Genomic DNA, 12,609 nt, shown 5'->3' with positions numbered 1-12,609 from the left:
GGAGCCGATCTTTCACTTGAGAATATCGCCGCGAAAACCGTAGGGCAGCATGTCGCCCATGGTCACGGTCTCGGCGACGCCGGTATTGTCGCAGAGATAGAGTTTGGTTTCCGGTCGGCAGAATTCGGCTAGCCGCTGGCGGCAGCCGCCGCAAGGCGAGCATTTGGCCATGCGCTCGGCAAGGACGGCGATTTCGACGATCTTGCCGCCGCCGCCCATGATGTAATGGCCCAGCGCGGTGGTCTCGGCGCACCAGCCTTCGGGATAGGAGGCGACCTCGATGTTGGCGCCGGTGAAGACACGCCCGTTCTCGGTGCGCAAGGCCGCACCCACCGGAAACTTCGAGTAGGGAGCATAGGCCTTGGCCATGGCGGCCCTGGCCGCCTCGAACAGATCATGCGACATTTCAGTACTTCTCTCCCATGATCTTGTTCAAAAAGCCGGTGCCGATTTCGACCGCTGCGATTTCCCGCTGGTGCGGTCTCAGCGTTCCTTGACATAGGGCACGCCGCCGGCGCGCGGCGGGATCGCCTTGCCGATGAAGCCGGCAAGCAGGATGACGGTGAGGATATAGGGCAGCGCCTGCATGAACTGCACCGGCACCTTGCCGATCAAGGGCAGCGGTGATCCCTGCAGGCGGATTGCCGCCGCGTCGAGGAAGCCAAACAGAAGGCAAGCGAACATGGCGTTGACCGGCTTCCATTTGGCGAAGATCAGCGCGGCCAGCGCGATGTAGCCCTTGCCGGCGGTCATGTCCTTCACGAAGCCGCCATTCTGCACCATCGACAGGTAGGCGCCGGCAACGCCGGTGAGGATGCCGGTGCAGATCAGCGCGCGGTAACGCAGCCAGGCGACCGAGATGCCGGCGGTGTCGACGGCGGCCGGGTTTTCGCCGACCGCGCGCAGCCTGAGGCCAAACCGGGTGCGAAACAGCACCCACCAGGTGAACGGCACCATCAGGAAAGCAAGATAGACAAGAATCGAATGGCCGGAGATCAGTTCCGCGTAGATTGGGCCGATGATCGGCACACCGCGAACCGCCTCGGCGCCGGGCCAGATGATCGCGTCGAACCGCTCGCCAGGTCCAAGTGCCGGCGTGCGCCCGCCTTGCTGGAACCAGGCCTGGCCGAGGATGATGGTCGATCCGGCGGCGATGAAATTGATAGCCACGCCGGAGACGATCTGGTTGCCGCGGTGTGTAATCGAGGCGAAGCCGTGCACCAGCGCGAAGGCGACCGAGATCAGGATGGCCATGCCGAGGCCGAGAAGGGCCGAATGGAACACGGAAGCGGCGGCGGCGCCGGCGAAAGCGCCGACCAGCATCTTGCCCTCGAGCCCGATGTCGAAGATGCCGGCACGCTCGGAATAAAGGCCGGCGAGGCAGGCCAGCAGCAGCGGCACCGACAGGCGGATGGTCGAGTCGAGTATCTGCACGATGGCGATAAAGACATCCATCTCAGGCACCCTTTCCCTTGACCGCTTCCATCCCGACAGATCCCGGACTGAACGAGGCGAACAACGCCTGGATGTATGGCCTGAACATGTGCTCCAGCGCGCCGGCGAACAGGATCACCAACCCTTGGATGATGACGATCATGTCGCGGCTGATCGCAGGCATCTCGAAGGCGAGTTCGGCGCCGCCCTGGTAGAGCATGCCGAACAGGATTGCCGCCAACACGATGCCGACCGGATGCAGGCGCCCCATCAGCGCCACGGCGATGCCGACGAAGCCGGCGCCGGAAACGAAGTCGATCGCGACGTTGTGCTGGTCGCCCATCACCGGATTGAGCGCCATCATGCCGGCGAGCGCGCCCGAGATCATCATGGCGGTGATGATGATGCGGGTCTCCGAAATGCCGGCATAGCGCGCCGCCTTCGGGCTGTGGCCGTAGGTGCGCATTTCGTAGCCGAGCTTGGTACGCCAGATCAGCAGCCAGACCAGGAAGGCCATGACCAGCGCCAGCAGGAAGGTGACGTTAAGCGGCGCCGAGCGGATCTTGGTGCCGAACAATTCGATGATCCAATTGAGCTTCGGCAATTCGGCGCCGGGCAGGAAGTTGCGCGTCTGAGGGGCCTGAGAGGCCGCCGGCTTCAAGGGGCCGACCAGCAGGTAGACCATGACGGAGGCGGCGATGAAGTTGAACATGATGGTGGTGATGACGATGTGCGACCCGCGCCTGGCCTGCAGATAGGCGGGAATCAGCGCCCACAACGCGCCCACAAGCGCCGAAGCGACGATCGCCAACGGAAATGTCAGCCACCACGGGAACACGCTGTCCAAGGGCAGGCAGACAATGGCGATGCCGAGGCCGGCGATATAGGCCTGCCCCTCGGTGCCGATGTTGAACAGGCCACAATGCGCCGCCACCGCAACCGACAGCCCGGTAAAGATGAATGTGGTGGCATAGAAGAGGGTGAAGGCGATGCCCGTTCCCTTGCCGAAGGCGCCCTCGACCAGGATGATTGCGGCGCGGAACGGATTTTCGCCGACCAAAAGCACGACGAAGCCGGCGACGATGAAAGCCACCGCAAGGTTGATCAGCGGGATCAGCCCGTAGTCGGCCCAGGCCGGCAGCTTGGCATAAGGCGTGCTCATTCCGCAGCCTCCTGGCGCTCGACGCCCGCCATCAGCAGGCCAAGCTCGCCTTCGGTCGCCTCGGGGCCGCGCTCGCCGACGATGCGGCCGGCAAACATCACCAGGATACGGTCGGAGAGCGAACGGATCTCGTCGAGCTCGACCGAAACCACCAGCACGGCCTTGCCCTGGTCGCGCATGGCGATCAGGCGCTTGTGGATGAATTCGATGGCGCCGACGTCGACGCCGCGCGTCGGCTGGCCGACGATCAGCACACCGGGGTCCTGTTCCATCTCCCGCGCGAGCACGATCTTCTGCTGGTTGCCGCCGGAGAAGTTGGCGGTCTTCAGCCGCGGATTGCCGGGGCGGATGTCATATTTCTCGATCTTGTCCTTGGCGTCGGCCATGATGGCCTCGACGTTGAGGAACGGCCCTTTGAGATAGCGTGGATCGTCGTGATAGCCGAGGATTGAATTCTCGTTCTCCTCGAAGGCCAGCACCAGCCCGACATGGTGGCGGTCCTCCGGCACATGGGCGAGGCCGCGGTCGCGCAATTCGCCAGGGTCGGCCTTGCCGGTGAGATCGATCGGCGTGCCGTCGAGCATGACAGAGCCTGAAACGGCGCGCCTGATGCCGGAAATCGCCTCAAGCAGTTCGGATTGTCCGTTGCCGGCGACGCCGGCGATGCCGACGATCTCGCCGGCGCGCACATCGAAGGAGATGTCGTCGACCATGGTGACGCCGCGGGAATCCTTGACCGTCAGGTTCTTGACCGCGAGCTTGACGCCGCCGGCTTCCGCCTCGCCCTTCTCGACCCGGAGCAGCACGCGCCGCCCGACCATCAGTTCGGCCAGTTCCCCGACGGTGGTTTTCTTGGTCTCGCGGGTCGCGACCATCGTGCCCTGGCGCATCACCGACACCGTGTCGGTGATGGCCATGATCTCGCGCAGCTTGTGGGTGATCAGCACCACCGTCTTGCCCTGTTCCTTCAACTGCTTGAGGATACGGAAGAGATGGTCGGCCTCGGCCGGCGTGAGCACGCCCGTCGGCTCGTCGAGGATCAGGATATCGGCGCCGCGATAAAGCGCCTTGAGGATTTCGACCCGCTGCTGCAGGCCGACTGGCAATTCCTCGATGATGGCGTCGGGATCGACTTCGAGCCCGTATTCGCGCTCGAGCCGCTCCAGCTCGGAACGCGCCTTGGCGATGCTGCTCTTCAGCAAGGCGTTGGTTTCGGCGCCGAGGATGATGTTTTCCAGCACCGAGAAATTGTCGACCAGCATGAAATGCTGGTGCACCATGCCGATGCCGAGCGCGATGGCGTCGTTGGGCGTCTTGATCGATGCCGGCTTGCCGCCAACGTGGATCTCGCCGCTGTCGGCCTGGTAGAAGCCATAGAGGATCGACATCAGCGTCGATTTGCCGGCGCCGTTTTCGCCGACGATGCCGTGGATGGTGCCGCGCGCGATCTCCAGGTTGATGTCGCGGTTGGCGCGCACAGCGCCAAAGCTCTTGTTGATGCCAATCAGTTCGATCGCGGCTTGCGCCATGCAGCCAGTCCCACTCTTATTTTTTTATCGCTTGGTCAAAATGCCTAGCATGACGCTCGGCCCATGCCAATCGGCCGGAGCGGCGTCCACTCTCGGCAAATCCCGGTGCGCTTGTCAATTTCCAACGTGTCCGTGGCCTTCATATTCGCTAATATGACGAGCCGAAATCAGCATCTTGATGAAAGCCAGGAATTGCCAATGACCATGCCCGCCGACCGGCTGACGACGCTGGAAATTCGCGCCGCCGAGCAGGAGAAGACCATCGAGGAACTGTCAGGCCAGATTGCCGAGCAGTGGAAGGTGATCGAGCGCATGCAGCGCAAGCTCGACGCGCTGACCGACCGTTTCCTGGCGCTGGAGGAGCAGTCCGCACCCGACGTGCCGGTGACCAAGCCGCCGCATTGGTGAGGAAAAAGGGGAGGGCGCAATCATGAGCGACCGCATCGCAAGGGCCGGTGACTATGTGCTTGGCCTCATGAACGACGCGGAGCGCGAACGGGCCGAGCGCGATCTGGAAATCGACCCCGCCTTCCGCGACGCGGTGGTGCAGCTCGCCGAACGCATGCATATGTTCGACCGCGCCGAAAAGCCAGGTGGCGCCAATCACTGGGCGCTGGTGACGAAACGCATCGCCGAACTGCCGCAGATGCGTGTGGTCGGCCAGGACGGGGCGAAGCCGACGCCGGTGATCAGCAAGCTGGAGCACCGTCCCCATGGCGTCGGCGTGCATTCGCTTGGCGGCCGGCGCGGGGCCATCATCGCCATCGTGCTGATTGCGGTTTTCGCGCTTGGCTATCTCGCTGGGCTTTGGTCGACGGGTAGCGCGCTTCTGCCCTGAGATCGAGAGCAATCGCATAGGGCGCTCGCGGGGCTGTCCCATGCGACCGGCCTGCCTCGGCCTCCGGCCTTCAAAAACGAAACCGCCGGGACAAGGCCCGGCGGTTCGCAAATTGGTGTTTACCGATCAATAGGGGCAGGCGTTGTCGGCGGTGTAGTCGTGCACTTCGAGCTTGCCGGCGATGATGTCGGCCTTGGCCTTTTCGACCGCCGCCTTCATCTCGTCGGTCACCAGCGCCTTGTTGTTGTCGTCTAGGGCGTAGTCGACGCCGCCTTCCTTGAGGCCGAGATTTTGCAAGCCGCCCTTGAAGGTGCCGTTCTTGCCGTCCATGAAGGCAGTGTAGACGGCAACGTCGACGCGCTTCATCATCGAGGTCAGCACTTTGCCTGGCTGCAGGCCGTTCTGGTTGGAATCGACGCCGATGCCAAGCTTGCCGGCATCCGCCGCCGCCTGCAGTACGCCGACGCCGGTACCGCCGGCCGCGGCGTAGACCACGTCGGAGCCCTGGTCGATCTGCGTCTTGGCGATCTCGCCGCCCTTGGCCGGGTCGTTCCAGGCCGCCGGCGTGTCACCGGTCATGTTCTGGATGACGTCGGTCGCTCCAGCCGACTTGGCGCCGCCGACATAGCCGCATTCGAACTTGCGGATCAGCGGGATGTCCATGCCGCCGATAAAGCTGACCTTCTTGGTCTTCGAGGCCATAGCCGCCAGGATGCCGACGAGATAGGAGCCTTCATTCTCCTTGAAGACAAGCGAGCGGACATTGGGCAGATCGACGGCATCGTCGATGATGGCGAAGTTGAGGTCAGGATATTCCTTGGCGACCACCTTGAGCGCATCCTCCCAGGCAAAGCCGGCCATGACGATCGGGTTGCGGCCGTCCTCGGCGAAGCGGCGCAGCGCCTGCTCGCGCTGCGAAGCGTTGGAGACCTCGAACTCGACATAGGCGGTTCCGGTCTCGGTCTTGAATTTCTCGGCGCCGTGATAGGCAGCCTCGTTGAAGGATTTGTCGAACTTGCCGCCGAGGTCATAAAGGATGGCCGGCTGCACATCCGCGGCGAAAGCCGGAAGAACCATTGCGGTTGCGGCCAGGAGGCCGAGAACGATACGTTTCATGTGATCCACACCCTGTCGGTTATTTTTTCCGTTACGCACCGCTTGCCTGCCCGGTTCACCGGCAGGCACGCGACGTCAGCCAGGAGTGTATTCCCCTCCCGCTCCCGGGCAATCTGGCACGGCCCGAAACAAAATTCACGTGGAATTTTGACCTTTTGGAAAAGCATGCCCCGGTCAAGCCGCGCCGCAGTCCGATCCTTGCGCGCAAGCCGTCGGAAGGTGGCCCGTCGCCGGGCAGGGAGCAGGAAACCGATCAGTTGGCGGCGAACTGCCCCGTGCGGCGCTGCCGCCTGTAGCCGATGGCGTAAAGCAGGAAGGCCAGCACCGCGAACACCGCAAATCCCGGCTGGTTGAGCACCCAGGCGATGGCGCCGTCCCACAGCAGCGGACCGGCCTTGGCGCGGACGAAGGTTTCGAAGGCCGCCCGCGTATCCGGCGAGACGGCCAGCCAGCTTGTGTTGAGCGGGGTCAGCACAAGCGCCGAGGCCGCCACCGTGCGTGTCGCGTCGAGCACCGCCATGATGACGGAAACCGACAGCGCGACCATGGCCGCTAGCCGAAAGACGAAACGAAACATCAAGCTCTCCCCCGGCCGATCCTGGACGCTTTCCAACCGATCGCCGGCACGTGTCCCGAAAACGAGAAATAGAGTGGGTATGGCTGGTCCGCAATCACGATACGCGAATTTGAAGGCTCGCGCATTCTCTCCCCATGCGATGCGGCTGGCCCTATGTGGCGGTTCCCTGAACGGCTGGCTTGCGCCTGCGCCGGTGAACGAGCCAGACAGCGAGAATGCCGCCGACAATGGCGCCGACCACCAGTCCGGCCAGACCGATGAACACGGCGAAATATCCGCAGCCGCCCTCGAAGCAGCTTACTTCGGCGACATCGGCAATCACCGAGCCGGCGAAAAAACCGCCGAGGGCGCCGATAACGGCGCCCAGGATGATGCCGAGCACGGCCGCGACAATCGAAACGAAGACCGACGGCGCTTCGGTCTCCGGCTTGGCATAGACGGTTTCGGCGCCGGAGCCACGGCGCAGCAGGTAGATGCAAAGCAGGCCGATGGCGATCTCGGCGCCGGTGATGGCCAGGTTCTCGGCGGAGAAAACGAAGCTTGGCGAGGCAAGCACATAGGCTTGCCTCGCCAGCGACCAGATGATGATGACGGCCTGCCAGATGATGAAGTGGCGCGGGAAGCGCGCCGAGCGGCTAAAGGCGAGGCCGAGCAGGTAAAGCCCCCACAAGATCGTGACGATGTCGACGATGAGCCCGCCCATGAGGAAATAGAAGATGTCGTCCGGCAGGCCGGAATTCCCGAACAGCCACCAGGATGACGCCAGGCCATAGACCGACCACGCCATGACGAAGATGAGCCATGCTACCGGGACGAAGGACAATCCGCTATCCGGGCCGTTGTGCGGACTATTGCCTGGGCGCCCGGACGGCGCCTTGTCATTGTCCGGCGAGTTGCCCGGAATTCCGCTGTTTGACGTCATGTCCGGCCGGTGCCCCCGCAAAGCCTCCGGTCACTCGACAGTTCGTTCGAGGCGAAGTCAAGCACGGCCGGCCCCGCGGCCCTGGCTGTGCACATCATTCGGGGGGCGGCGCTTCAAAAGCGGATGTGCCGGCGGCCCGGCGAAACCCCATGTCGCCGGCAAAGCGAATAGACTGCCGTTATGGCTTGGCATTCGGCGCGGGATCGACTAGATGAGCCCCGCGCCTGTTGCTTCGATGGCTCAGGTGCAGGGGAAGGACGTCCGCTGGTTGGGCGGCGTCCATGGCGCGGAAGTTCCGCATCGCAGCCCCAAGGGAGATGCATCTCCCCAACCCGCGCGGCGAAACCGGCCGGCGCGACATGCAAGGACGGAGAGGTGGCCGAGTGGTTGAAGGCGCACGCCTGGAAAGTGTGTTTACGGGAGACCGTAACGCGGGTTCGAATCCCGCTCTCTCCGCCAGTTTCCACATTTCTGTCCAGCAAGGGCTAAACTGTCAGGGCGTTGGCAGCCTGTATCGGCTGATCCGCCATGGTGGGTCGCAGAAAAGACTACAGTGCCGAGCCTCTGTAGCGGGTGGCTTCCTTTCATAAAGCGATCGTCGGCCCCGGGGTGCGTCCCTTCACCTCGAAATTACCACCCGGTAGCTTCCCCTGGCCACCCACACTGTTTTTGAACGTCGATAGATCTTGATGCCCAATGCGCACGCCCTCGCAAGCAGTTCTGTATCATTCCGCATTTGATCGACCCTCGTCAGCTGCTCTTTGAAAGTTGACGTACCGATCATGGCCAATGCGCGTTGCAGCACTGTGTCGGAGCAGTTTCCGTTAGGTGACGTGTCGCCACTTAAGCCTTCCGCGTCCACGTAATATTGCGGTCAATTAGAATCTCCTAATTTTGGATTGCGGCGGTGCCCAACCCACCGCCAAGGTCGGCGCGGGCTTTCAGGCAATGCCGCGCCGACCGGCGCTTTCACTTTCGGGGCTCGTTGGCATGCCATGCTTGTGCCCGCCGACTCCGTGTGAGCTATGTCATAGTTTATTTCAGGCCACCCGATATCTTGATTGGCATAGTTGCATGTTTCGCCACATCGGGAGGAAAACAGTGCCTGTTCCCCAGCGCAACGTTGATGGTTATCTGGCCAGCTATGGAGGCCCTCTGGCAACGCGTATTGAAGTGATTGAGGCCGACGGTGAGTGGTTAGTGCGAATTGTTGAACACGACGAGGAGCGCACCTACTCTTTCACGTTGAAATCTTTCGCCCTGGCCTTCGCCGAAGGCCAGAGGATTCACGCAAAGCCTCCCACTGTCGTGCGGCTGGAGCGCAACCCATCGCTCCTATTCGCACATGCCCGGTTCACAGCGGTGAACGATCGATTCTAAAGCCGTTTCACCGTTTCACGGAAACGACGGACCGCTCTATCCCGTTGCTTTCACGCAATTCCCAAGGGAAAGCGCTACGCGCTTTCCGGGAAAACCATGTCACACTTTTCCTGGGATTGCCCTCGGATGCCGCGAGACGTGGGGCGGGTCGCGGGCCTAGTCACCCGACATCGGTGTTTGGTAGCCTTCCGCCTTTGGCCTGCCGCCATTCTGAGCCGCGCCCGAAAATGTTAATAAAATCCTGTTTCTTTCTGCTTCGCCCCGTCTCGAACCTTTATGGTGTTGAACCACGAAGGTGGTGCCCTTGCGGGAATATTGAAATTTGGTCGAAACTCTCCAAAATTTCAGCCGGTGGAAATCGCGAGAGCCACCAAGATGACGTCAACAGAGGAGCCTTTTGGAAGCGGAGGACCATCGATGGAAAGAGCCATTTCGACGAGTTTTCCCCAAGTGGGGCCCGAGGGCCCTGATGTTTTTCTTGACCGGTTGCTGCATCCGGCACGGCATTTCGAGCGACCTCAGGACGTGCTGATCGACGAGACGCTGGACGTCCAGGAGAAGCGTGCAATCCTGTCATCATGGGCATCGGATGCCTGTGCAGTGGAATCGATGCCGGCGCTGCGCATGCCGCCCGGGGTCACCGAACCCGTTGGCTTCGATGCCATCATGGATGCGTTGCGCCAATTGGATCAATGCGAGACGCTTCCCGCCAGTCGCAGTCATGACCTCGACATCGCTGCCGCCGGATTCACAGCATTGGTAGATCGACTTTGAGCGAATGCCGCCTTTCAGGAATCCCAGGGGTCTTCCGCTGACGAGGAATTCGCCAGCGGAAAACCGAGTGCGTTCCTCCTGCCCATCCCCCCTACGTCGGATCTTGCCTGAAAATTTTCCTATCGCCCTCTTGAACGCGGAACTCGCTGTTCTAAATCGACAATCGCCGGTCGCCTGATGGGGCCGGCGCCAAGTCAGGAGGCGTCAAGGCTCTCTTGGCGTCTTCTTGTATCCATGTTGCTCAAAGGAGGATGTGGCTATGAAGACAAACCTCGATTTTACCCCGCTGTTCCGATCCAGCGTCGGCTTCGACCGCATTTTCAACCTGCTTGAAAATGCGAGCCGTGTCACCGCGATAGACAATTGGCCGCCCTACGACATCGTCAAGACTGGTGAGGACGACTACCGCATCACAATGGCGGTCGCCGGTTTTTCGCAGGATCAACTGACCATCACTCATCAACCGAACTTGCTGTTTGTGAGCGGCTCGCAATCGGGTGAGGACAACGGCCAGTATCTTTATCGCGGTCTTCCCGGGCGCGCGTTCGAGCGGCAGTTCGAACTGGCAGACCACGTGAAGGTCGTCGGCGCCAGCCTGGATAACGGGCTGCTGAACATCGATCTCAAGCGCGAGCTTCCCGAAGAGATGAGACCGCGCCGAATCGCCATCGCCGGCAGCACGGCCCAGGCGAAGCCACGGCAGATCGAAGCCGAGAAGAACGCCGCCTGAAGTCAGAGTGAACCAGAAGCGACAGGCACCGGCGCTCGTCCGGTGCCGCGCTCTTGAACATGGAGGTGAATGAAGATGAACATGCGTGACCTTATCCCGTGGGGCCGCAACAACAACCAGGCCCCCAACATCTATGGCGGTGGCGATCCCTTTGTTTCGCTTCACCGTGAGGTAAACAGGCTCTTTGACGATGTGTTGAGGAGCTTCGAGACGCGTCTGCCTTCTATGGGGCAGCTCTTGTCTTTCGACAATGGCTGGCCGAAGGTGGAGATTTCGGAGTCGGACAATGAGCTTCGCGTCACCGCCGAGGTCCCCGGTATGGAAGAGAAGGACATCGAAGTCCTGCTCGACGAGGACGTGCTGACCCTGCGTGGCGAAAAGCGGTCGGAAACCGAAGAGAAGGGCTACTCCGAGCGCTTCTACGGTCGCTTCGAGCGGCGCATACCTCTCGGCTACGAGGTCGAGGACGACAAGGTCAAGGCGTCCTTTGCCAATGGCGTCCTGACCTTGACGCTGCCGAAGAACCCGAACGCGCAATCGAAGGTGAAGCGCATCCCGATTACCCACTGACGCATGGAGCAAGTCGGGGGCGGCAGGCAGCCGCCTCCGACGCATCCTTCGCAAAATGGGAGGATGGAATGATGCAGAAGCAAGAAGAAAGAGAAGTCACACAAGCCGCAGAAAATCTCGCACCGGCAAACGACAATCGCAAGCGCGCGCTGTCATTCGGCAGATCCGAGTTCCCGCGTGATGCGGTCGCGCGGATCTACAAGCCTTCCCGTTCAGTCACGACCTCGGGCCGTGCGCGGCCGAAAGGCTGGCGTCTGGTGTTCGAGCGGCGTATGGCGCCGGTCATCGAACCGCTGATGGGCTACACCGGAAGTGGTGACACGCTGACTCAGGTAGAACTCGATTTTCCGACGGTTCAGGCGGCCATCGACTATGCCGAACGTCAGGGCCTCGCTTATTCGGTTCAGGTAAATCCCGCGGCGGAAAAATCCGCGGAATCTTCCAGTGCCGAAAAGCGGCTGCAGGCCGGCAGGGACGTTGTCTGGAACCGCCTGCAACTGGCGTTGCTCACGAGCAGCTACGGTGCCGTTTCACAGGCCTCGCATTATGGACCGGCATTGGCCGATCCCGAGGCGCTTTATGCATCGCCGATGGACCTCGTTGTCGATCCTCTTCTGACAGTCGACGAGAAACGCGCCATCCTGCGCAACTGGGCGTGGAACGAGTATCTCGTGGATCTCGCGACGGCCGAGGGGATGCCTGAAAATGCGCGTCCGACACGGCTCGACGAAGTGGAATCGGCACTGCTCGCACTGGAGCAGCTTACGACAACGAAACTGGCCGTTTCCGTTCCTGAACAGAAGCAGAAGGCAGCGTGAGGTGGCATCATGGATCCGATGATCGTGCTCGATTGTGAAAATACCGTGCCGAACCGTTTCGCGCTGGCCGTTGCGGCGGCTGGGCGGGCCCGTGCGCTCAGCCGGGGTGCTGAGCCTCGCCTGACCGGCGACGTGACGGTGCCCGTCGAACTCGCCCTGCGCGAGATCGCCGGCAACCACTTCCAGCCTGACGAGGTCAAGCCGTTCGTTCTGGCCGGGTTCCGCGCGATGACCGTGTTCGGCCCGGCCGACGAAGAAAGCTAAGCGGCGGCGAAGGACAATCCCTGGCCGCCGAACCAGCCCTCGCTCAAGGGGCGGTGCACTGAGCAGTAAGGAAAGGAGGATGAACAATGGAGAAATGGCTGAAAACTGAAAATCGTCCGGTGATCGATGTGGTCAATCTGATCGCCGGCATAGCACTAGTACTGTCGCCCTGGTATCTCGGCTTTGCGGCTGAAACCTATGCAGCTTGGAACGCCTGGATCGCCGGTGCGGTGATTGCCCTGATAGCCGTGGGTGCGCTGGTCGCCTTCCATGCCTATGAGGAATGGGCAAATCTGGCGGTTGGGCTGTGGACACTGGTCTCGCCTTGGGCCCTCGGCTTTTCGGGGTTGGCGACGGCCATGTGGGCGCATGTGATCGTGGGTATTATCGTGGCGGCCTTGGCTGCCGGAAGCCTCTGGTTCTTCGGCAACCGTCCGCTTTCAACCGCCTGACGGTTCCTCCCCGTGGGGGGGGGGGGGGGGGGGGGGGGGGGGG

16 protein-coding genes and 1 tRNA gene are annotated in these 12,609 nt (G+C 62.0%); 10 read left to right on the top strand and 7 right to left on the bottom strand.

All coding sequences use genetic code 11. From position 1 onward, the window contains the following. Positions 1-12: 12 nt before the first annotated feature. The 4 genes from cdd to LB577_RS15610 all read right to left on the bottom strand — a co-directional run bounded on the left by cdd (position 13) and on the right by LB577_RS15610 (position 4,125). Entirely contained in the window at positions 13-405 is a 393-nt protein-coding gene (cdd, locus tag LB577_RS15625) for a cytidine deaminase (RefSeq protein WP_224687378.1), read from the bottom strand. 78 nt (positions 406-483) lie between these two features. Beyond that, on the bottom strand, positions 484-1,455 hold the full coding sequence (locus LB577_RS15620) for an ABC transporter permease (RefSeq protein ID WP_013893042.1): 972 nt from the start codon (positions 1,453-1,455) through the stop codon (positions 484-486). 1 nt (position 1,456) lies between these two features. Then, on the bottom strand, positions 1,457-2,596 hold the full coding sequence (locus tag LB577_RS15615) for an ABC transporter permease (protein WP_224687377.1): 1,140 nt from the start codon (positions 2,594-2,596) through the stop codon (positions 1,457-1,459). Continuing rightward, a complete protein-coding gene (locus LB577_RS15610; RefSeq protein WP_224687376.1) occupies positions 2,593-4,125 on the bottom strand; it encodes an ABC transporter ATP-binding protein in 1,533 nt (510 codons plus the stop codon). Before LB577_RS15610 ends, LB577_RS15615 begins: the two co-directional genes overlap by 4 nt. Positions 4,126-4,323: 198 nt before the next feature. On the opposite strand from LB577_RS15610, the gene LB577_RS15605 reads away from it, so the two are divergent. Beyond that, positions 4,324-4,533, top strand: coding sequence for a SlyX family protein (locus LB577_RS15605; RefSeq protein WP_013893045.1), 210 nt, complete (start codon positions 4,324-4,326; stop codon positions 4,531-4,533). A gap of 22 nt (positions 4,534-4,555) precedes the next feature. Then, positions 4,556-4,963, top strand: a complete 408-nt coding sequence (locus tag LB577_RS15600; RefSeq protein WP_224687375.1) for a hypothetical protein — start codon at positions 4,556-4,558, stop codon at positions 4,961-4,963. Between the two features lie 126 nt (positions 4,964-5,089). Here LB577_RS15600 and LB577_RS15595 read toward each other — a convergent pair whose 3' ends face one another. From LB577_RS15595 to LB577_RS15585, 3 genes are all read right to left on the bottom strand, one after another. Further along, positions 5,090-6,079 carry a BMP family protein gene (locus tag LB577_RS15595; RefSeq protein ID WP_013893047.1) on the bottom strand — a complete coding sequence of 330 codons (990 nt, stop codon included), beginning with the start codon at positions 6,077-6,079 and terminating at the stop codon, positions 5,090-5,092. A 253-nt stretch (positions 6,080-6,332) separates the two neighbouring features. Beyond that, a complete protein-coding gene (locus LB577_RS15590; protein ID WP_224687374.1) occupies positions 6,333-6,656 on the bottom strand; it encodes a hypothetical protein in 324 nt (107 codons plus the stop codon). A 151-nt stretch (positions 6,657-6,807) separates the two neighbouring features. Next, positions 6,808-7,479: a DUF2569 domain-containing protein gene (locus LB577_RS15585; RefSeq protein ID WP_224687373.1), complete on the bottom strand. Its 672-nt coding sequence runs from the start codon at positions 7,477-7,479 to the stop codon at positions 6,808-6,810. 468 nt (positions 7,480-7,947) lie between these two features. On the opposite strand from LB577_RS15585, the gene LB577_RS15580 reads away from it, so the two are divergent. The 8 genes from LB577_RS15580 (at position 7,948) to LB577_RS15545 (ending at position 12,566) form a co-directional block, all read left to right on the top strand. Next, positions 7,948-8,037: transfer RNA gene (locus tag LB577_RS15580), tRNA-Ser, on the top strand. Positions 8,038-8,652: 615 nt separating this feature from the next. Further along, on the top strand, positions 8,653-8,958 hold the full coding sequence (locus tag LB577_RS15575) for a hypothetical protein (RefSeq protein WP_224687372.1): 306 nt from the start codon (positions 8,653-8,655) through the stop codon (positions 8,956-8,958). Between the two features lie 417 nt (positions 8,959-9,375). After that, positions 9,376-9,732, top strand: a complete 357-nt coding sequence (locus LB577_RS15570; RefSeq protein ID WP_224687371.1) for a hypothetical protein — start codon at positions 9,376-9,378, stop codon at positions 9,730-9,732. A gap of 259 nt (positions 9,733-9,991) precedes the next feature. Further along, positions 9,992-10,462 (top strand): Hsp20 family protein, encoded by a 471-nt coding sequence (locus tag LB577_RS15565; protein ID WP_224687370.1) that lies wholly within the window; start codon positions 9,992-9,994, stop codon positions 10,460-10,462. A 75-nt stretch (positions 10,463-10,537) separates the two neighbouring features. Further along, positions 10,538-11,032 carry an Hsp20/alpha crystallin family protein gene (locus LB577_RS15560; protein ID WP_224687369.1) on the top strand — a complete coding sequence of 165 codons (495 nt, stop codon included), beginning with the start codon at positions 10,538-10,540 and terminating at the stop codon, positions 11,030-11,032. 71 nt (positions 11,033-11,103) lie between these two features. Continuing rightward, complete coding sequence (locus LB577_RS15555; RefSeq protein WP_224687465.1) at positions 11,104-11,850, top strand: NADH dehydrogenase ubiquinone Fe-S protein 4; 747 nt, start codon at positions 11,104-11,106, stop codon at positions 11,848-11,850. Positions 11,851-11,859: 9 nt separating this feature from the next. Further along, positions 11,860-12,114, top strand: a complete 255-nt coding sequence (gene rpoZ / locus LB577_RS15550; protein ID WP_224687368.1) for a DNA-directed RNA polymerase subunit omega — start codon at positions 11,860-11,862, stop codon at positions 12,112-12,114. Between the two features lie 86 nt (positions 12,115-12,200). Next, entirely contained in the window at positions 12,201-12,566 is a 366-nt protein-coding gene (locus tag LB577_RS15545) for an SPW repeat protein (protein ID WP_224687367.1), read from the top strand. The last annotated feature ends 43 nt before the right edge of the window (positions 12,567-12,609 follow it).

Origin of the sequence: Mesorhizobium sp. B283B1A, from assembly GCF_020165735.1 — a bacterium.
Lineage (GTDB): Bacteria > Pseudomonadota > Alphaproteobacteria > Rhizobiales > Rhizobiaceae > Mesorhizobium > Mesorhizobium opportunistum.
The sequence above is the reverse complement of the archived record's forward strand: the minus strand, read 5'-3'. Positions and strand labels throughout refer to the sequence as shown.